The organism is Arthrobacter sp. 179 (genome assembly GCF_052379645.1).
Taxonomy (GTDB): Bacteria; Actinomycetota; Actinomycetes; order Actinomycetales; family Micrococcaceae; genus Arthrobacter_H.
The window spans coordinates 39,986-60,104 of sequence record NZ_JBQSYU010000008.1 but is presented as its reverse complement, the minus strand read 5'-3'; the positions used below and the strand labels follow the sequence as shown (position 1 = coordinate 60,104).

18 protein-coding genes and 1 pseudogene are annotated in these 20,119 nt (G+C 65.8%); 7 read left to right on the top strand and 12 right to left on the bottom strand.

What is annotated here, in order from left to right; genetic code table 11:
- Positions 1-3 precede the first annotated feature (3 nt).
- Both ACT3UE_RS07120 and ACT3UE_RS07115 read right to left on the bottom strand, forming a co-directional pair.
- Positions 4-1,731, bottom strand: a complete 1,728-nt coding sequence (locus ACT3UE_RS07120) for a carbon starvation CstA family protein (RefSeq protein ID WP_444553550.1) — start codon at positions 1,729-1,731, stop codon at positions 4-6.
- A gap of 192 nt (positions 1,732-1,923) precedes the next feature.
- A complete protein-coding gene (locus tag ACT3UE_RS07115) occupies positions 1,924-2,844 on the bottom strand; it encodes a serine hydrolase domain-containing protein (RefSeq protein WP_444553551.1) in 921 nt (306 codons plus the stop codon).
- A 64-nt stretch (positions 2,845-2,908) separates the two neighbouring features.
- Between ACT3UE_RS07115 and ACT3UE_RS07110 the strand changes: the two genes are divergently transcribed.
- The 3 genes from ACT3UE_RS07110 to ACT3UE_RS07100 all read left to right on the top strand — a co-directional run bounded on the left by ACT3UE_RS07110 (position 2,909) and on the right by ACT3UE_RS07100 (position 4,154).
- Complete coding sequence (locus tag ACT3UE_RS07110) at positions 2,909-3,517, top strand: TetR/AcrR family transcriptional regulator (protein WP_444553552.1); 609 nt, start codon at positions 2,909-2,911, stop codon at positions 3,515-3,517.
- A gap of 169 nt (positions 3,518-3,686) precedes the next feature.
- Positions 3,687-3,878 (top strand): hypothetical protein, encoded by a 192-nt coding sequence (locus ACT3UE_RS07105; protein ID WP_444553553.1) that lies wholly within the window; start codon positions 3,687-3,689, stop codon positions 3,876-3,878.
- A gap of 102 nt (positions 3,879-3,980) precedes the next feature.
- Positions 3,981-4,154 carry a hypothetical protein gene (locus tag ACT3UE_RS07100; protein WP_444553554.1) on the top strand — a complete coding sequence of 58 codons (174 nt, stop codon included), beginning with the start codon at positions 3,981-3,983 and terminating at the stop codon, positions 4,152-4,154.
- Positions 4,155-4,187: 33 nt separating this feature from the next.
- Here ACT3UE_RS07100 and ACT3UE_RS07095 read toward each other — a convergent pair whose 3' ends face one another.
- On the bottom strand, positions 4,188-5,318 hold the full coding sequence (locus ACT3UE_RS07095; RefSeq protein WP_444553555.1) for an FAD-dependent monooxygenase: 1,131 nt from the start codon (positions 5,316-5,318) through the stop codon (positions 4,188-4,190).
- 301 nt (positions 5,319-5,619) lie between these two features.
- Positions 5,620-7,290 carry an APC family permease gene (locus tag ACT3UE_RS07090; protein ID WP_444553556.1) on the bottom strand — a complete coding sequence of 557 codons (1,671 nt, stop codon included), beginning with the start codon at positions 7,288-7,290 and terminating at the stop codon, positions 5,620-5,622.
- 250 nt (positions 7,291-7,540) lie between these two features.
- Here ACT3UE_RS07090 and ACT3UE_RS07085 point away from each other — a divergent pair.
- Positions 7,541-7,942: pseudogene (locus ACT3UE_RS07085) on the top strand (mycothiol transferase); the annotation flags it as partial.
- Between the two features lie 96 nt (positions 7,943-8,038).
- Here ACT3UE_RS07085 and ACT3UE_RS07080 read toward each other — a convergent pair.
- From ACT3UE_RS07080 to ACT3UE_RS07050, 7 genes are all read right to left on the bottom strand, one after another.
- The gene (locus tag ACT3UE_RS07080) at positions 8,039-8,500 is read right to left on the bottom strand and encodes an NUDIX hydrolase (RefSeq protein WP_444553557.1); all 462 of its coding nucleotides are present in this window, start codon (positions 8,498-8,500) and stop codon (positions 8,039-8,041) included.
- 47 nt (positions 8,501-8,547) lie between these two features.
- On the bottom strand, positions 8,548-10,299 hold the full coding sequence (locus tag ACT3UE_RS07075) for a DEAD/DEAH box helicase (protein WP_444553611.1): 1,752 nt from the start codon (positions 10,297-10,299) through the stop codon (positions 8,548-8,550).
- A 216-nt stretch (positions 10,300-10,515) separates the two neighbouring features.
- On the bottom strand, positions 10,516-10,827 hold the full coding sequence (locus tag ACT3UE_RS07070; protein ID WP_444553558.1) for a DUF3039 domain-containing protein: 312 nt from the start codon (positions 10,825-10,827) through the stop codon (positions 10,516-10,518).
- 28 nt (positions 10,828-10,855) lie between these two features.
- Positions 10,856-12,430: a transporter gene (locus ACT3UE_RS07065; protein WP_444561565.1), complete on the bottom strand. Its 1,575-nt coding sequence runs from the start codon at positions 12,428-12,430 to the stop codon at positions 10,856-10,858.
- Positions 12,412-13,191, bottom strand: a complete 780-nt coding sequence (locus tag ACT3UE_RS07060; RefSeq protein ID WP_444553560.1) for an ABC transporter ATP-binding protein — start codon at positions 13,189-13,191, stop codon at positions 12,412-12,414. Before ACT3UE_RS07060 ends, ACT3UE_RS07065 begins: the two co-directional genes overlap by 19 nt.
- 113 nt (positions 13,192-13,304) lie before the next feature.
- Positions 13,305-14,261, bottom strand: coding sequence for a co-chaperone YbbN (locus tag ACT3UE_RS07055; protein ID WP_444553561.1), 957 nt, complete (start codon positions 14,259-14,261; stop codon positions 13,305-13,307).
- A gap of 60 nt (positions 14,262-14,321) precedes the next feature.
- Entirely contained in the window at positions 14,322-16,013 is a 1,692-nt protein-coding gene (locus tag ACT3UE_RS07050; protein WP_444553562.1) for a hypothetical protein, read from the bottom strand.
- 197 nt (positions 16,014-16,210) lie between these two features.
- Between ACT3UE_RS07050 and ACT3UE_RS07045 the strand changes: the two genes are divergently transcribed.
- Entirely contained in the window at positions 16,211-17,488 is a 1,278-nt protein-coding gene (locus ACT3UE_RS07045; protein ID WP_444553612.1) for an AI-2E family transporter, read from the top strand.
- A gap of 36 nt (positions 17,489-17,524) precedes the next feature.
- Here ACT3UE_RS07045 and ACT3UE_RS07040 read toward each other — a convergent pair whose 3' ends face one another.
- Positions 17,525-17,869: a hypothetical protein gene (locus tag ACT3UE_RS07040; protein ID WP_444566477.1), complete on the bottom strand. Its 345-nt coding sequence runs from the start codon at positions 17,867-17,869 to the stop codon at positions 17,525-17,527.
- Between the two features lie 74 nt (positions 17,870-17,943).
- Here ACT3UE_RS07040 and nucS point away from each other — a divergent pair, with 74 nt between their 5' ends.
- Both nucS and ACT3UE_RS07030 read left to right on the top strand, forming a co-directional pair.
- Positions 17,944-18,639 carry an endonuclease NucS gene (gene nucS, locus ACT3UE_RS07035; RefSeq protein ID WP_444553564.1) on the top strand — a complete coding sequence of 232 codons (696 nt, stop codon included), beginning with the start codon at positions 17,944-17,946 and terminating at the stop codon, positions 18,637-18,639.
- A gap of 77 nt (positions 18,640-18,716) precedes the next feature.
- Positions 18,717-19,952 carry an N-acetylglucosamine-6-phosphate deacetylase gene (locus tag ACT3UE_RS07030; RefSeq protein WP_444566476.1) on the top strand — a complete coding sequence of 412 codons (1,236 nt, stop codon included), beginning with the start codon at positions 18,717-18,719 and terminating at the stop codon, positions 19,950-19,952.
- Positions 19,953-20,119: the final 167 nt, after the last annotated feature.

Sequence of the window (20,119 nt, the reverse complement as noted above, 5' to 3'; positions counted from 1 at the left end):
GGGCTAGAGGTCTTCCCTGGTCGCCGTCAGTTCGGCATCGGCCCCCTCGTGCTCGGGAACCATCTTCGTGGCGTTGCGCATGGCAAGGATCGCTTCGACGGCGACCCAGACACTGGCCACGATGATGATGACGTCCAGGGCGAAGAGCATCCAATCGGGGTTGGCGGGGTCGGTGAAGCTGCCCAGTTGTTCGATCGCGGCCCAGAAGGCCATGACGAAGATGATCACCAGCGGAATCAGCGCCGTGATGGGGTTGCGTCCCTTGCGGATCAGGATGACCGCGATGATGGACAGGCTCAGTGAGGCCATCAGCTGGTTCGTGGTGCCGAACAGCGGCCAGATGCGCAGACCGCCTTCGCCGCCCAGGCCCTGGGAGAACGTCAGTCCCAGTCCGAGGACCACGACGATCAGGGTCGCGGGGATCTTGCCGATCTTGACCTTGAACGCCTCTCCGGCTTCCTGGACCACGAAGCGCAGCAGCCGCATCCCGGTATCCATGGTGGTGGCCGCGAACAGCACCGCCATGGTCGCCAGCACCGTGGCACTGAGCGACGCCGGAAGGCCGATGCCGTTCTGCATCAGGTTCGCGCCGCCTTCGACGAAGGCGTTGACCCCGGCGGAACCGAACTCGCTGTAGATCTCATTCCATTCGGCCACGGACTTGAAGCCGCCGATGACCGCGAGGATCGTCCCCAGGGAGAGCAGGCCTTCGCCGACGGCACCGAAGTACCCCACGAACCGGGCGTCCGTCTCCTTGTCGAGCTGCTTCGAGGTCGTACCGGAGGCGACCATGCCGTGGAAGCCCGAGATGGCGCCACAGGCGATGGTCACGAACAGCAGCGGAATCATGCTCGGTGTTCCGTCGGGAACGTTCATGTTGATGGCCGGGGCGACGACATCCGGGGGTGAGGCGGAGAACAACGTGGCCAGCAGGACCGAGCCGAACAGCAGGATCAAACCGACGAAGAGCTGGACGCCGTTGATGTAGTCACGCGGCTGCAGCAGGACCCATACCGGCAGCAGTGAAGCAACCGCCCCGTAGATGAAGAGGGCCAGGATCCAGAAGGTGGCCGGGGACATGCCCAGCGTCGACTCGGGCAGCACCACTGGCATCTTGTCGCCCACCACGATCAGTGCGTACAGGACGACGACGCCGACCACGGTCACGGGCAGCAGCGACCAGCGCAGCCGGTAGACGGCCACGCCCACCAGGAGGGCCACGACGATGGCGCCCCAGACGGGGATGACGGCTCCCGGCGTGCTGATCAGCAGGTTCTTGATGACGACGGCGAAGGCCGCGATCACCATGAGCAGGACCAGGAAGATGACAACGAGGAAGAGGTTGGCCCCGCGTTTGCCGATGTAGCGGGCCGAGAGCGCTCCGATGGAGCGTCCCTTATTGCGCGTCGAGGCCCACAGCGTACCGAGGTCGTGCATCCCGGCGAAGAAGACGGTGCCGAGGGTGACCCAGAGCAAGGCCGGAAGCCAGCCCCAGATCACCGCGATCGCGGGCCCGACGATGGGCGCGGCCCCGGCGACCGACGTGAAGTGGTGGCCCCACAGGATGAACTTATTCGTGGGCATGTAGTCCACGCCGTCCTTGAGTTCATGGGCCGGGGTCACGAAGCTGCTGTCGAGTTTATAGACCCTCTGCGCGAGGAACTTGGAATAGACCAGATAGCCGGCCGCCATGACGGCCAAACCAATGATCATGAGTATCAGGGAACCCATGAAGTTCTCCCCTCCTTGGTGAGCTATCGCGGCCGGCTAGTGCTGAACAGCCCTGCGGTGTCCGATAGTGCGAGTGAACCGAGGCAGGTTTGCGACGGCGGCCGAAGTGATGTCGGTCATATACTTGTCGACAATATCAGGGGCCCCCGAACGGGTCTTCATGTTTCGGGGTCGATCACGTAATGAACGCCTCTAGTCAGCGGAGCCTTCCACCCCTTTGCCCACGAGCCCATGCGACCGGCCCGTGATGGCCTCGTGGGCGAGTTCCATCAAACGGTGGTCACGCGATTCCTCATGGGCGGTGATCGTCACCACGGCGTCGCTGATGTCATCGACCAGGATGTACTGCCCGTACTTTCCATCCAAGCGCCACGCATGACCCGGTCCCCGCCAGGCCGCCAGTCCATAACCGTCGAAAGGGGCCTCGGCTCCGGTCGGGAACCAGTTGGCGTGCATCCTGTCGATCCACGCCGCATCCACCAACCGCTCTCCGCCCCATTGGCCCCTATCGCGCAGCACGCGCCCGATGCGCGCCAACTCCTCGGTCCGCAACTCCAAGCCGCTGCCGCCGCTGATCCACCCTCGTGGACACCGCTGCCATTGCGGATTGTGAATCCCCAGGGGTTCGAAGAGCCGCGGGATCAGCCAGTCGCGCACATCACCAACGATGCTGCCGAGCATGCGCATCGCCACATAGGTACTGGCATTGGAATACTGGAACACGGTCCCCGGCCCGCTACTGGGGCTGGCCAGCATCTCCTGCACCGGATCGGGCCCGGGCACCTCCACGATCCCGAAACACTGGAAGTCGATTCCGCTGGTCATGGCCAGCAAGTGCCCCACCGATACCTGGTCGACCCCGGGCCCGAGCTCGATTTCCGGAAACAGCCCCGGAACCGTCGTGGCCGGGCTCAGCAGTCCTTCGTCGACGGCCATGCCGATGGCGAGGGCACACACCCCCTTGGAGACCGAATAGATGTTTTCCCGGTCATCGCTTCGCCATCGATGCTGCGCTTCGTCCTCCCCCATGAGGACGTGCACCCCGTAGGCGCCGAGTCGTTCCTCCTCGACGGAGGAGACGAAACGATCCAGGACAACTGAAGCGGGGGTCATCGGCCCAGTCTTGCAGTTCCGCCGTGGGACGCCGTCACCCCGGGTTTCTGATACGTTGTTGAACATGTTCAGTGAACACGTTCAATCACGTGAGACCCAACGTCGGGCAACCCGGCGGAAGGTCATGACCGCGGCGGAAGCCCTCTTTCTCAAACACGGCTTCAAGGCAACCACCGTGCGCCAGGTGGCCACGCAGGCCGGGGTGAGCATCGGCACCGTGATGGCCGAGGGCGGCAAGGAGGCACTGCTCGTCTCCGTCTTCGAGGAGTGGATCTCCGGTGTCCACGACCACCGCCCCCTGCCCCCGGAACCTCCGGGCTCGGGGGAATCCGGTGCCCGGACGGCGGATGCCATCACCACCCTGGTCGGGCCCTTCATCGACCTCTTTGCCGCCAACATGCCGCTGGCTCGGGACTACGGGGCGGTCCTGCTCCGCGGGGGCCCCGGTTCCGGGATCTTCCAAGCCCTGGCGGCCACCCTCAAAACGGAGTTCTCCCATGTCCTGGAAGGACATGGCATGCCCCCGGGCACCGCGACCCAGACGGCGACGGCCATCTACTTCGCCTATCTGGGGGTACTCCTCTCCTGGGCCGGTGGCGCCCTGGATCAGCACACGGTCCGTGAGGAGCTCACCTCCGTGGTGGCTTCCCTGCTGGATCCCGAGGACCGTTGACGTGATCCTGCTTCCTGACCCCTGGTGGCCCACCTTCTTGCTCGCGCTGATACTGCTCGCAGATGCCGTCCTTTCCATCCACCCACCGAAGTTCATTCGGGACTGCCTGGATGGGGTGGGCTTTCCCTAGAACTGGTGGTGGGCGCTGATTCTCATCAAGTTCCTCGCCGTGGCCGGCCTGCTGGTGGGGATCACCGTCCCGGGTATTGCCTGGGCTGCCAATCTGGCGGTCATCGCCTACTTCCTGGCGGCCGCCATCGCACACCTTCGCGCTCGCTTCCTGAGGCATGAGTTCTGGCTCAACTGTCTGGGTATGTTGGTTCTCTCCGCGTCGGTCCTCCTGGTCTCCTACTGGAACTAACCGGTCCCAGCCCCGCATGCCACCGTGGCCGGGACGATTCGGGGCGTGTACTCTCGGGTTAACGGCACCCGAGCTCCTCGTGCCGTCTGGAGGTGAGTCGCAATGTTCGGATCAATCGGCCAGCCGGTTTCCGGGGCGAAGAACGATCAGACCGCTCGTATGTTCCTGAAGTACCTGCGGGACCAGGATCCCGACCACGCATCGACCCAGCGCCGCAGGAAGCGGCAGCGGCAGCGTTTCTACCGCAGGGTCAAGGGGTGGTTCACTTCCGACTGAATTCCTGGGATCCATTCGAAGGCTTGGTCCGGGTCAGCCGGTCGTCCGTTCCAGCAGACTCCGGCCAAATCCCTGGCCGGACCTGACCATCCGTTGGGCGGTCCCGAGTCGCTGTTTTTCATAGGCGTTCAGGACCTTCCTGCCCCGTGGACCCACCACACCGCGTTGGGTGAGTGCGCCCAGGGTCTCGGCATCCGCCAACCCGGTATCGAAGCCTGCCCCGGTCATGGGTGAAGGCACATGCGCCGCGTCCCCGATGATCGCGATCCGTCCATGCATCAGTCGTCGGGGAACATATTCGGCGATCGGTGTGGCGATGATCCTGCGTTGCTTCACGCTATGGCGAACGATCCGGCCCCATGGCTCCGGCCAATGCGCGGACCGCTCGTGGATGTCCTGGTACTTCGAGGCCGCGATCCGCTCATTGACCAGTGAGTACTGGGAGACGTCGTCCACCAGGGCTCCGGTCTCACGCAAGTAGTCGTTGCTGGTGGGGTCGTACCACTGCCAGAAATATCTCCGGGGTTCGCCGTTGGTCTTCGTCTCCCCGACGATCATGACCCCGTCCCCGTGGGGCAGGGTAATCATGTCCATGTGGTTGCGGCCTTCGGCCCACCCGGGAGCCGCGTCGTAGGGGGCCTTTCCGGTCCAGATCATGTAGCCGGCATAGCTGGCATCGGGGTGTGCCGGGTCGACGCTGCGGCGTACCAGGCTGCGGTGCCCGTCAGCCCCCAGGAGAATATCCGCCACATGGACCTTGCCGTTGGCATCCGAAGCCCACGCGGTTTCGGCGTCTTGGCCGATATCGACGACTTCGCTCTCATAGTGGATTGATACCCCCGGTTCCAAGGCAGCAGCATCTGCCAACCTGCGCCGGACGGTCGCCCAGCCCTCGGGTCCAGGGGCACCTGCCGAGGCGATCGAGGCAATGGAGGGCATCGCTGTCCCCGATCCGTCGCGCCGCCGGCTGGTTTCCCCCATCCCGCCCCAGAGACGGAGCCCGGTGCCACCCTGACGTTCCTCTTCGGCCCGTTCGAGGACGTCCACCGCCAGCCCCGATCGGGCCAGTGAGATGGCCAGCGCCAATCCGGCCAATGAGGCCCCCACGACCAGGGCCGTCCCACGTGCAGGGATCGGTCCGGGAATGGTCTGTGCTTGACTCACGGTCCCTCCTCCCTTCCCCAGGAATGTCACTGGGCCCTCAACACCGCCGTGACGTCCGGAAGGTCCCTTCCACATCGGGGGCCGGTGATGGGCACAACACCTTGGATTCGACTAGTCTATGCCGCCCTACCATCGCCATCGAGGGGGTTCGCAACGGGCGCATCCCGCCACTACCGGCTGGACGGAACCCGCTGTTTGGCCTACTCCGGAGGCCAAGGCGGTCGAATGCGGCAACCCCGCCCGGGTGGACTGTCAAGCAGGTCCGCGCAGATCTACTCGTGTGCGAGGCATAGCGCGGGATTCAGCCGCTCGTCGTCTTTTCGTTGCCGTCCTCGGGGTCCTCGAGGTGCGTGCGGTAGACGTTGTCCACGACTTCCTGGGGTGACAAGCGCCGCGTCACGGCTACCCAGAACACGATCGCCGTCAGCACCAGGGCTCCGAGTTCCCCCCACCCGAAGGTCAGCAGATCCAGCGAACCGTCCCCGTAGTGCCCGATCCAGCTCAGCAACGCCAGTCCGGCCATCCACAACAGCATCCACCCTCCGGATTTCATCTGCAGTGGCGGGATCTTGCTGCGATCGCTGAATACGTAGTGCAGGACCAGGACGATGTAGCCGATCAGCACCGCCACGAAGAGCTTCCAGTTCGTATCCCAGCCCGTCCAGTACACGATCAGGTTCGCGCAGAGGAATCCGAGGAACGGGAGCACGTCCCCTCCTGGAAGGCGGTAGGGACGCTCCTGGTCAGGGAGTTGACGGGGCAGGGCCGCCACGGTGACCGGACCGCTGCCGAAGGACAGCACCGTTCCGGTCGTGATGAAACCGACCAGCTTCGCCCAGGAAGGGAACGGGAGGAACATGAAGCAAGCGACGACGAACATCACGATGAGCCCGACCCAGGGAACCCCCCGCTTATTGAGCTTTTGCAAGCCCGACGGGGCATTGCCTGCCCGGGCCTGGGAGTAGGAAAGACGCGGCGACAGTGCCGTGTAGATCAGGCCCGTGTCGGCAGGAGAGACCACCGCATCGACGTAGAGGATGACGCCGAGCCACATCGCTCCCAGGACGATTGCGATTTGCGCCCAGGGGCCCGCGTCGTTGGTGAATGACAGGCCCGACCAGCCGTTGTCGAGCAGGCTGTCCGGCACGGCCCCGATGAAGGCGATCTGCAGCAGCACGTAGATGATGCCGGTGATCACGATCGAACCGATCAGTGCAAAGGGGACGTTCTTTTGCGGATTCGTCGTTTCGCCGGCGAATTCGACCCCTTGCCGGAATCCCAGGTAGGAAAACACGATGCCGGCGGCAGGAAGTGCCGCGAAGATCGGCCCCACCCCTTCGGGCATGAAGCCACCGAACCGGGCTTCGTGGAAATGTCCCGGGTGGAAGGCCAGGATGCCGAGCACGACAATGACCAGCAGGATCACGGCGAGCTTCCACCAGACGAGGATGTTGTTGAACCGGGCGAAGAGTTTGACGCCGAACATGTTGATGACACAGAACAAGGCCACCAATACGACGCTGACAGCGATGCCGCCGCCGGTGAGCACGAGGGTCCCCTCCACATCGTGCATGAGCCATGGCAGATAGCTGGAGGCGTATTGAACCGCCGCCAGGACCTCGATCGGAACCGTGGCCGCAACCGCCAGCCAGGTGATCCACCCGCTGGTGTAGCTGGCGAAGGAACCGAAGGAGTAATGCGGGAATCGGATGACACCGCCGGCGACCGGGAACATGACGCCGAGCTCTGCATAGTTCAGGGCGACGATGATGATCATGATGGCCCCGAGGATCCACGAGATGATCGCCGCCGGGCCGACCAAAGATGCCGCCTCGAAGGCACCGAACAACCATCCGGAACCGATGATGGAACCAACCCCGGTGAAGAGCAGACCGATCTTGCCGATATCTGGTTTCAGGCCCCGGTCCAGTTCGACCTTGACCTTGGTGGGAGGTGACGTTGGTGAAGACATCTTCGGCTTCTTCTGTCGAGCACGATCTACATCATGCGGTCAAATGGCTCGGTGAGGCGGGTCACTTTCGTAGTATCTGCCTACTGATTTCGGGTGTCAACAACAACCGTGGGGAACGTTCGCTTTTCTTGTGATGACACGGTCCGCGTGTTTCCGGCGGTGAGTGTAACGTCGAGGCACGGACCAGGTTCCCCCTCTCGACGTTCCCGAACGCACCGATCCGCCCTTCGCTGACACCGAGCGAAGTGCCGTGGAAGTGTGGCTGGATTTCCATCGAGCGACCTCGAAGACCGAATGCGCCGGGCTCAGCGCGAAGCAGCTGGGACGGCAAGCCGTTGCGCCCTCGCCCTTGAGCCTGCGTGGTCTGCTGCGCCATCTCACGGAGGTCGAGCGGTATTGGTTCGCCGAGGTCTTCTCCGGCCACGAATCCGCGGATCTCCACTGCACCGGGGACGACCCCGACGGGGACCACCACGGCTTCGATCCGCTGGCGGAGAACGCGGACGAGGAAGTCCGCCGCGAAGTCTCCCACCTGGACGACGCCATCACGACCAGCCGTGAGATCGCGCGGGCCCACGAATCCCTGGATGAGGTCTCGGTTCGTCGCCGGGATGGCCAGCCCGTGACACTGCGCTGGATCTTCCTGCATCTCATCGAGGAATACGCCCGACATAACGGACACGCCGACCTGCTCCGTGAGTGCCTGGATGGGGCCACCGGGGAATGGAGCGCATCCTCGGTACGTCTCTCAGGGCGTATCGAAGCCGAACGTCGTCAGGGCCGGCAGACCCGCCGCCAGGCGTTCAAAGACGTACCGTTCATGGGGAACGACTGGATGTGGAAGGTCGTCGAGAGAGAACCAGCACAGATCGGCGGCCTTGTCCGGCTCCATCAGCCGGGGTCTTCCCTGCCATTGCTCGCAACCGAAGAAGAAATCCACCCGTGGTTCCTCCGCCACCCCGGGTCCAGGCCCGCGGTGCATCGTGGTCAGCGGAACCAGTTGCCCGGAGTCGAGGGAGACCCCCAGTTCCTCGCGGGCTTCGCGCACTGCCGCCTGGACGGCGGATTCCCCCGCTTCGACATGACCGGCAGCAGCGGCGGCCCAGCATCCGTCCATGTATCCGGTACCTTGCCGCAACTGCAGCAAGACCTGATCGGCACGACGAAAAACAACGTAGCTGGCAGGGACCAGACGAGGACCTTCAGACATCGAAGTTTTTCTCCTGACCAAAGCGCCCGTGGAACCTTGCGTGTCTCTCAGCGTTTGCCGACGAACCAGCCCTGCAACTTATCCAGCCGACGGTTGAGCTGGTCCGCGTTGGCTTGGGCCACTGCCGGCCCGCCACACACTTCCCGCAGCTTGTTGTGGACCACCCCGTGGGGTGTTCCGGTGCGGGCCGCCCACGCGGAGACGTTCTTGGAGAGCTGGCTGCGCAGTTCGGTCAGTCGACGGTGGTCGGTGACCGAGGGATCCTCGACCGGGGCGGCGGGCGCCCCTTGTTTGCGACCGCGCCGGGTCACTTGTTCCTGCTGGCGTTGGCGCAACAGCGCCCCGACCTGTTCGGCGTCCAGCAGCCCGGGGATCCCCAGGAAGTCCTGTTCGTCCTCGGAGCCGAGCATGGCCCCGGTCCCGAATTCGCCTCCGTCGTAGAGGACACGATCGAAGGAGGCATGGGAGTCCAGTGCCTCGAACTTCTGTTTATTCAGTTCATCGGAGGCTTTTTCCTCGCGGTTGGCCTCGTCCATGAGGTCGTCCTCGGGAATGAAGTCCGGGTCATCCACATGCTTTTCGGGTCGGTCCAGGGCGTGGTCCCGTTCGAGCTCCATCTGGTTGGCCAGCGCCATCAGGATCGGAACGGACGGCAGGAACATCGAGGCCACTTCCCCGCGCTTGCGCGAACGGACATAACGTCCCACCGCCTGGGCGAAGAACAGCGGGGTCGAGGTGGAGGTGGCGTAGACCCCCACGGCCAGCCGCGGGACGTCGACGCCCTCGGAGACCATGCGCACCGCGACCATCCACCGGTCGTTGCTTTCGGTGAAGTCCTCGATCTTGGCGGAGGCCTTCGCGTCATCGGAGAGGATCGTGGTGACCTTTTCCCCGGTGATCTTCTTCAGCTGCGCGGCATAGGCCTTGGCATCGGCGTGGTCGGTGGCGATGACCAGTCCGCCGGCGTCGGGGACGGTATGGCGTACTTCGGTCAGCCGGCGGTCGGCTGCGGCGAGGACCGAGGGGATCCATTCGCCTTCGGGGTTCAGTGCCGTCCGCCAGGCGTGCGCGGTGACGTCCTTGGTGAACCCCTCCCCCAGCTGGGCCTCCATTTCCTCCCCCGCCGAGGTGCGCCAACGCATCTGGCCGGAATAGGCCATGAAGATGACCGGTCGAACCACGTGGTCCTTCAGCGCGTCGCCGTACCCGTAGGTGTAGTCGGCCTTGGAGCGGCGGATGCCCTCGGCGTCCTCGATGTACTCGACGAAGGGGATGGCCGCCGTATCGGAGCGGAAGGGGGTTCCGGTCAACGCCAGCCGGCGGGCCGCCGGTTCAAAGGCCTCACGGATGCCGTCGCCCCAGCTCAGGGCGTCGCCGCCGTGGTGGATTTCGTCGAGGATCACCAGGGTGCGGGCCGCCTCGGTCTTGGCCCTATGCAGCAGCGGCTTGCTGGCCACCTGGGCGTAGGTGACGACCACCCCGATGAAGTCGGCGCCATGCCGGCCGTCGGCATTCTTGAAGTTCGGGTCCAGGGCCAGCCCGATCCGGGCGGCGGCATCGGCCCACTGGCTCTTGAGGTGCTCGGTCGGGGCGACGACCGTGATCCGGTTGATCGTTCCGGCTTCGACCAGCATCGCCGCCACACGCAGGGCGAAGGTCGTCTTGCCGGCCCCGGGGGTGGCGACGGCGAGGAAGTCCTTGCTCGTGGTGGCGAAGTACTTCTCCAGCGCTTCGGCCTGCCATTGGCGCAGCTTCGTGGCCGTTCCCCATGCCGCCCGCTCCGGATACGCCGGTGGCATGGACTCGCCCAGACTGAACAGGGCATCGCCCACGGCCAACCTCCTCAAGTGCTCGGTGGCAGGTGAAATCGGCCGCGATCGGCCGAAAAGAAAAAACCATCTTATGGCGGGCGGCTCCCGGGCCGTCCCACCGACACGGGAGCCCACCTGATCGGTGCGTCACCATGCCTTGCCGTCACCTGCCGAGGGCAGGCGCGGGCTTCACGCGGCGAAGGACTACTTCTTGTCGTCCTTGCCGCCGCCGTCCTTCGGGGCACGGATGCCTTCGTAGACTTCCTTGCACTCCGGGCAGACCGGAAACTTATTCGGGTCCCGTCCCGGGACCCAGACCTTGCCACACAGGGCGATCACCGGTTCGCCGGTCAGCGCCGACTCCATGATCTTTTCCTTCCGCACATAGTGCGCGAAACGCTCGCTGTCACCGGGCTCGAGGTGCTCACGCAGCTCTTCGCGCTCGATGGTCGCGGTGCCGCCGCCCTGGCCCGGGTCGTTGGGGTCGTTTTCAAACGGGTCTGCAGGCATCGTCATGCCCCCAGTCTACCAACTCCTTGCGGGCCTAACGGTTCAGTACGGTCGCCTGCATCAGTTCCGGGGTCCTGGAATCGAACCAGCGTCCACCGATCCGTAGTCCCCCCATCAGCATCAGGGCCCCGAAAACGACGCCGGTGACCAGCACGAGCCAGGCGTAGAGCTCCTGCCCGGTGACCAGGAAGACGATATGCAGAATGATTTCGGGCAGCATCAGCACGATCGTGGACCCGAACGTCGCCAGCTGGGTGACGGCCATGCGGGCCCCGGTGCCCGGGGGCGTCTTCATCGGGTTGTCCCCGGGCAGCGGGACCGCATAGGTGTAGCGGGCGGAGGCGATGCTCGAGACCGCCCAGCCGGTTCCCAGGGCCCCGAGCGAGAGCCCGAGGATGGCGGGCAGCAGTTCCGTTTCCCCCAGCAGCGCCGCCGGCAGGATCGCCGCGAGCAGCACGGTCGGCACGGCGAAGACCGCCGAGGCGGCCACCCGTCCCAGCCGATCGTCGAATCCGCGCAGTCCGGTGAGCACATGCAGTGAGAACGCGGTGTTGTCATAGGAGATATCCGCCGAAATGCTGAAGGCCAACAGCACGGCGATGATCGGTGCCAGATAAAGCATGGCGGTGTAGTCGCCGCCCTGGGAGGACCAGAACCAGATCAGCAACGGGACCAGCGGAACGAAGATGATGCTCATCGCATAGCGGGGGTCCTTCATCCAGTAGGTCAGGCACCGTGAGGCCACGGCACCCCACGGGGTGGCCGGGAACAGCCGGAAGGCGACACCGAGCCCGGAGACGGCGCGGCTCCCGCCCGATTGTTGCGGCGGGGTTTCCAGGGCCCGGAAGAGTACTGATTTCCAGGCCAGGATGATCACCACCAGATAGACCAGCGAGAGCACCAGCCTGGCGGCCGCCAGCCCCCAGGCCCCAACGGCCACGTCCCCCGGGACGGCGGCGAAGGAACCCAACGGCGTCCAGGCCAGCACCGCTGAGATGTCGGGCAGCCAGCCCAGTCCCGCCTCGAGCCCCTCGGTCGCCGTCTGGAGGATGGGCCCGAGCATGATCAGCGGCACGAACAGCAGGATCATTCCCAGCTCGCGGAATCGCCGGTTGGACGTCAGCGCCGTGGCGGCGGTGACGGCCAGCCGGGAGAGGGCCAGCGCATTCAGCGCCGCCAGGACGCCGCAGAGGATGCCGACCAGGGCCAGTCCTGCATTGGCCCGCCAGGCCAGCCCCTGACCGGCGAAGAGCAGCAGCATCACCAGGCCGGGGACCCCGATGAAACCGCTCAGCAGCAGGCCGATCACCAGTTGCCGCGGCGGGATGGGGTAGACCGAGAACCGTGAGGGATCAAGCGTCAGGTCGACTCCCGAGAGCAGTACCGGGATGACCGCCCACCCCAGGGTGATCAACGAGACGGCCAGCACCACGACGGTGGTGATCAGTTCGGCGGGCTGGTCGCCCAGGGCGAACATCCCCACGAAGAGCAGCACCGCCAGCCCGAGGCCGTAGATCCCCCCGATGATGACGCCCACGAGTTGCCACGGGCTGCGTTTGAAACCGTTGCGCAGCAGCGCCAACTTCAGTTTCAGGAGGTGTGCAACCACGAGAGCCCACCTCCTTCGGCCCGGCCACCGACCATGTTCACGAAAGTGTCCTCGAGGCTTCCCTCGCCGCGGACCTCGTCCACGGTTCCTGCGGCGAGCAAGTTGCCATCGGAGATGATCGCGACATGGGAGCACATGCGCTGGACCAGGTCCATCACATGGCTGGAGACCACGACGGTCCCTCCGTGCCCGACATAGTCGGCGAGGATGTCCCGAATATTTGCCGCCGATACCGGGTCGACGGCTTCAAAGGGTTCGTCAAGGACCAGCACTCGCGGTGAATGAATCAGCGCGGTGGCAAGGGCAATCTTTTTGGTCATGCCCGCCGAGTAGTCCACCACAAGTTTTCCGCCGGCGTCGGACAGGTCCAAGACCCGCAATAAGTCATCGGTTCGTTCGTCCACCGTGGCAGCATCCATACCGCGGAGCAGACCGGCATAGGTCACCAGCTGGCGCCCGCTGAGCCGGTCAAAGAGCCGCACCCCGTCCGCCAGAACACCGAGCAGTGATTTGGCGCGGCGCGTATCTTTCCAGACGTCCACCCCGTGGACCCATGCTTGTCCTGCATCGGGGCGCAGCATGCCGGTGGCCATGGAGAGCGCGGTCGTCTTCCCGGCGCCGTTAGGCCCGACGAGTCCGTAGAAGGAGCCGGAGGGCACGTCGAGGCTGATCCCGTTCACGGCGATCTTCTGGCCATAGCGCTTGCCCAGGCCACGCAAGCTGATGGCAGGGGCCGTCGACTGATGGAGTTCGGTGTTCATGCTCCGAACCTAACAGTGGGCCCGGGCCAAAGGCATCATCCTCATGGCTGAATCCGCTTCTCAGCCTTCAGGGGGAGGCACGCTTGCCCCGGCCCGGGGGCGGACCAAGCCGGTTAGAACAGGACGCGCGCCAGTTTCTGCCGTGACTTCACGACGCGTTCGTCCTGGGCCCCGACGACGGCATAGAGCGAGACCAGCCGGGCCCTGACGCGTTCGCGGTCTTCCGCGGCAGTGCGCCCCACCAGCGATACGAGCCGGGCGAAGGCATCCTCGACATGGCCGCCGAGGACATCCAGGTCGGCCACGGCGAGCTGTTCGTCGATGCCGTCGGGATGATCGGCGGCCGCCTTGCGGGCCGAATCCAGGTCGGAGAACGCCGTGCGCTGGAGCAGCTCTACATGCTGTAGCCCGGTCTGGGCCTCGTCGTCGTTGGGTTTCTCGGCCAGGGCCTTGCGGTAGGCGGTCACGGCCCCGGCATAATCGCCGGCGTCGATGGCGTCCATCGCCTCCTGGTGCAGCGGCGGGACCGGCTGCTCGGCCTCCGGGGCCCCGAAAGGCGGCACGGTCCCGGTCACCCCGTGCTGGACCCCGAGCTGGAGGAGCTCCTCCAGCAGCGACGCGATCTGCTCGGGGGCCGCATCGCCTTGGAACATGGGGACGGGCTGTCCATTGAGCAGGGCCACCACGGAGGGGACCTGCTGGACCCTGAAGGCCTGGGCGATCGCCGGTTCGCGGTCGGTATCGACCAACGCCAGGACGAGGCGTCCGGCATGGCCGTCGATGATCCTGCGGAGTTTTTCATCCAACTGCACCGAGGCCGCGGAGGACCCGGTGCCCAACGAGACCACGACCGGTGCCGTGTTGGAGACCTGGACCAGCTGGGTGAACTCCTGCTGGTTCACCGCCGCGGTCCACGTCGCCCCCTCGGTGGCCGCCGGTGATGGCCCGGCCGGCGGGGCCGGCATCTGGGCCGGCCCCGGGGCGGACGCGGCCTGCGGGTCCTGGGCGCCGAGTCCTGACAGATCGACGGCGCCACGGCTGGAAGCTGCTGCTGGTTCGGTATTGCTCATGCCCCTACCTTATGGTCTGCCTCGGGTGGGTGCCCAATGGATGGGCGTGGTCCCCGAGGACTACTTCACTTTGGCGGACTGCAGGACGATCTCCCCCGCAATCAGGCGGATCTTGTCCTTGCTGTCGGCGCCGGGGATGTAAAAGACGACGGGTTCGGCCGATTTGGTGACCACACCCTTCTTGGTGCTCTTGGCGTCGGCGAGCTTGGCGCTGGCGTCATCGAGCTTCACCGTGCCGCCCTCTTCCTTCGGGGTGGCCGTCATGGTGCTGTTCAACAGCCCGCTGACCAGGGCCCCGCCATTGGGGGTGGAGAGCACTTCGAGGGATTTCTGATCGACCTTGTGCTCATACTTGATCTTGGCGTTCTTATTGTCCTTGATCTCCTTGGCCTGTCCCTCATGGGTGGCCGAGATGAAGGCGCTTTCGGCGAACTGCCCCTTCTTCTTGGACTTGGAATCGCTGAGGTAGGCCGCCAGGTCCTTGGCGGCCGTGGCCGGAGCGGTCTTCACCGAATCGTCCTTGTTATCCAGGGTCCGCACCGAGGTGTCCCCCACGGCCAGCCCGGGGAACTCCGATCCGGGGAGCATGGAGACCTCGTTGATGAGTTTGTAGTTCGCGCGGGGGTCCTCCTGCTTGAGCACCAGCACCCGGGGGATCTTCGCGTCCTTGGCCTGCGTGACGATCATCGAGGTCCGCGGCCATTTCGTGGTGGTGGTCACTGCTGCCGAACGGACCGGCGCGGCAGCCACGGTCCCGGGGGCGGGGATCTTCAATCCGTCGTTGCGCTGCGAATAATTTGTCTTGCGCAGGGACAGGGCGTCCCCACCGACCCGGGACTTGAGCTTCTTGGCATCCTGGGCCTTGTCGCCGCTGGAGACGGTATCCGCCACGGATTCCAGGATCCGGTCCAACTGGTCCTCCTGCAGCACGGCATGGACATCATCGCCGTCCTGGTCCTGCTCCGTGCTGGATGCCGAAGGGGATGCGGTGGCGGATCCGGTGGCAGCGGAGGCGGGCAGGGCCGGCACCAGGACCAGGGCGGCCGCGGCGACGACCGTCGCGGTGCGCTGGAGCGTCGAGGCGCCGCTTCCGGAGCCGGCGGCCGGGGTCGTTGACCCGCCACCGGTCGGTGCCGAGGCCTCCGGGCCCTTGCCTCGTCCGCCGCGTCCAACCAGGACGGAGGCCAGACCGAAGAGGATCAGCAGTGATCCCACGATGATCAGCGGGATGGAGAACGGTGCGGTGGCGTCGTTCTCCCAGGAAACGGTGATGTCGGTGGGTGCGGCCTTCGTCCCATCGGTGGCCAGCAGCAGCGACCAGTCGCCCTCGTCGGGTGCGGTCCAGCGGTGGACCATATGTGAATCGGCTGATTCGGAGGCAACCCAGAGATCGGAGTTCTTGGGGTTCGGGACCTTGGCCTCGCCCTTCGAGTGCTCGGCCGTCAGCGTCATTGCTTCGTCATCGATCCCCGAAATCGTGTTGTGGGCGGCCTTGCCGACCCAGGCGTCGACGTCGGAACTGCGTCCGAGAGCGGCGGTGAATTCGCCATCGGCTTCGACGGTGACATCGACGGGCCGGTCCTCGATCTCCGCGACGCCGGGCTCGACCACGGTCAGCGGGGCGTCCTTCAGCTCGGTCTGCACGGTCGCCGTCACGGTCTCGGGCGGCGCCCAGAAGGTCCGCTGCCCGATCCCCACCACCAGGGCCAGGGCGCCCAGCAAAATGGAGATCGCAGCAATGAAGATTCGCACGTAATTACACCTAACAAAATGGGGGTCGATGATCGGCCTCGGTCGTGGTCGGGCACAGTTGCAGACCGGCCACACTGCAATGATAACGAATCGGTTACCCCGGCGGTTCCCGGCTGTGTCGCGGAGCACGTGATGTGGTGGATCCGGACGGCCGAACACCCGCCGCATGACGCCGGAAAGGTAGGCTCGGGCTCGTGATGAAAGAGAGCAATGCCACCCCGGACGACGGCGAACAACTCCCCGGCACCGACCGCGGTGCCTTCGAAGCCGCGAGTGCCGACGTCCCGGCTTCCCCGCGCCCGGCGGAGCCGGCAACCGGGGCCCCGCCGGCGGGGAAGCCGACGTTGTTGGGCCGGTTCCTGCACGCCACCGGAATCACCCGCCCGCCGGCCGCGCGCCCCGCCGCCGACCCCGAGGCCGAACCGCTCCTCAACGTCCCGGGCGGACACCATCCGGTCTTCACCGGGTTCATGTTCAGCGTCGGCGTCGGGCTGGCGCTGCTACTGTATTTCATCCTGACCAATGTCGGCTCCCTGCTGGTCTGGATCGCCATTGCCTTGTTCATCGCCCTGGGGCTGGATCCGATCGTCAGGTATCTGGAACGCCACCGGGTCCCCCGCCCGGTGGGCGTGCTGGCGGCGATGCTGTTGTTGGCCGTCATCTTCGGCGGTGCGGTGGGCATCCTCATCCCGACCATCGTCAAGCAGACCACCGCCTTCGTGGAGAAGGCCCCGGACATCGTCGACAGCTTCCTGAACTCGGATTTCTTCACCACCATCGACGAGCAGTTCCAGGTCCGCGAACGCATCACTCAGGAAGTCGATAAGTTCTTCCAGAACACCGACGCCCTCGGTGGGGTCTTCGGCGGGGTGATCGGGGTCGGCGGGGTCGTGGCCCAGGGTCTGTTCGGCACACTCATCGTCCTGGTGCTGGCCATCTACATCCTGGCGGCGTTGCCCGGGTTGAAATCCTGGGCCTACCGCTTGGTCCCGCGGTCCAAGCGCCAGCGCGTGGAGACGCTGTCCGAGCAGATCTCCAACAGCGTGGGCAACTACGTGATGGGCCAGGCCATCGTCGCCCTGCTCAACGCCCTGTATGCCTTCATCATCATGACGATCGTCGGGGTCCCCTATTCCCTGCTGCTGGCCCTGGTCGTCGTCGTCCTGGCATTCATCCCGCTGGTCGGGGCGGTCATCGCCGGGATCCTGGTCTCGCTGATCGCCCTGACGGTCGGCTGGGAGACCGCGGTGGTCTATGCGATCTTCTACTTCGGCTACCTGCAGTTCGAGGCCTATTTCATCTCGCCGCGGGTGATGCAACGCACCGTTGCGGTTCCCGGGGCCGTGGCCGTGATCGCCGTGATCGCCGGCGGGACGCTCATGGGCATCGTCGGTGCCCTGATGGCCATCCCGCTGGCGGCCTCCACGATGCTGCTGATCCGCGAGGTATTCATGGCCCGGCAGGAACGGCGCTAGGACCCCGTCCCGGGGCGGTCCGGTTCCCGGGCCGGATCAGTAGCGGAAGCTGCGGCCGTTCCAGCATTTGAGATGCCAGTGCCGCCGGGAGGCGGCGGAGGCCTCCTCGCCGCTCCAATGGTCCGCCCGCCACGCGACGATATGCTCGACGCCCGGATCGATCGTGCGATGGCATCCCGGGCAGGTGTAGTTCTTCCCGGCCCGGGCCGCAGAGATCCGCCGGACATGCCATTGGCCGTCCGGTGCGCTCTGCACCGAGGGGATCGACAGCCCCGGGCCCCTGAACCCGCCGTCGTCCTCGCTGCGGCGTCGTTCGGCCTGCGCCCACTTATTGGGGCGGGCCTGGCGCTGCGGGCGACGCGGGCGGTTGGAGCGGGGCATGTTCGCGATCGTATCGCTTTCCATCGGCGCAGCGGGAATGCCCACCGGGGGGAACGGACGGTAGAGTGCTGGATGTGCGTTTAGTGATAGCTCGTTGCTCAGTCGATTACCTGGGCCGTCTGCGTGCCCATCTGCCGTTGGCGACCCGCCTGCTCATGGTCAAGGCCGACGGCTCCGTCCTCATCCATTCGGACGGCGGTTCATATAAGCCGCTGAACTGGATGAGCCCGCCGGCGACCATGCACATCGCCCCGGCCGATGAGGATGCCGCAGCCGAGGGCGTCGTGGAGACCTGGCGCGTCCAGCACTCCAAGGTCGATGACCACCTGGTCATCAGGATCCATGAGGTCCTGCACGATTCCAGCCATGAGCTCGGGACCGATCCCGGGCTGATCAAGGACGGGGTCGAAGCAGATCTGCAGCGCCTGCTGGCCGAGCAGATCCATACCCTGGGCGAGGGCTTCAAGCTCGTGCGCCGCGAATACATGACGGCGATCGGGCCGGTGGACATCCTGGCCCGGGACGCCGAGGGCTCCACCGTGGCGATCGAGCTCAAACGCCGCGGCGATATCGATGGCGTCGAGCAGCTCACCCGCTATCTGGAGCTGATGAACCGCGATCCGCTGCTGGCCCCGGTCCGGGGGGTCTTCGCTGCCCAGCAGATCAAACCCCAGGCACGCACCCTGGCCACCGATCGCGGCATCGAATGCCTGACCCTGGATTACGACGCCATGCGCGGGGTCGACGACAGCGCCTCCCGCCTGTTCTGACCCGCTGGTCCCCGGCCCGCCGCTTCACCCGGGAAACCCTTCTAGGTCGCCCGCCGGGCAGAAACTATGCTGGGGTCATGACATCCACCGAAGAACCCACCCGGCTGTCCCTGCGCGGCCGTGCCGTCACCGGAGGCGCCATCCTCGATGACGCCGTGATCGCCTTCGAAGCCGATCGCATCGTCTTCGTCGGCACCCCCGAGGAATTCTCCCGGTGGCCGCAGTCCGCCTCCCATCCCGACGTGCAGCTGCCGGCGGGGGCGACCATCATGCCCGGATTGGTCGATGTGCACTGCCATGGAGCCGCCGGAGGGGACTTCCCCAGCGGGGACGCCGAGGCCGCGGCCCGTTCCATCGAGTTCCTCCATGCCGCCGGGACGACGACGCTGCTCGCCTCGCTGGTCACCGCCACCCGCGCCGATCTGCTCTCCGCCGCCTCCGTGCTGGCCGATTTCGCCGAACGTGAGCTCATCGCCGGCATCCATTCCGAGGGCCCGTTCCTGTCCACGGTGCGCTGCGGCGCCCAGGACCCGTCCCTGCTCTCGGCCCCCGACCCGGCCTTCGTGGACGAACTGGTCGCCGCGGCCCGCGGCCAGCTGCGCACCATGACCTACGCCCCCGAGCTGGCCGGTTCCGATCCCCTGGTGGAGCAACTGGTCTCCCACGGGGTCCTGCCCTCGCTGGGACACACCAACGCCGATGCGCCCACCGTCACCGCCTCGCTCGATGTGGCCGTGGAGGAACTCTCCTCGGCAGGCTTCGACGGCTATACCGAACGCGCCACCGTGACGCACCTGTTCAACGGCATGCCCCCGATGCACCACCGCTCCCCCGGTCCGGTGGCCGCCTGCCTCGAGGCCGCCGCGGCCGGCAAGGTCGTGGTGGAGCTGATCGCCGACGGAGTGCATCTGGATCCGGCGATCGTCCGGGCGATGTTCGTCCTGCTCGGCGCCGAATCCATCGTGCTGGTCACCGACTCCATGGCCGCCACCGGTTTGCCCGACGGGCAGTACACCCTGGGCCCGCAGGACGTGGTGGTCGCCGATGGGGCGGCCCGGCTGGCCGAGGGCAACTCGCTGGCCGGAGGCACCGCCACCATGTTGGACGTGGTCCGCAGCACCGTCGAGGCGGGGGTTCCGTTGGAGCAGGCAGTGCTTTCGGCCTCCTCGGTCCCCGCCGAACTGGTGGGCCTGACCGACGAGGTCGGTGCCCTGGGCATCGGTTTCAGCGCCGACGCCGTCATCGTCGACCGGCACTTCAGGCTCCTCCGCGTCTACCGCGACGGGGTCGAGCTGGCGCCCCATCACGGGTAATCACCCGCCACATGGGCTTTTACCGTTGAATACGCCACATTGATGTGTGATGATCAACTCAGTCTTTGTGTTGGTCATGTACATGCCCGCAAAGCAGGTTGCGGGTGTGAAGTACCGCCGGCCACGTCGGCATCTTCCCACTTCGGTACCGTCCGGACGCGGCAAGA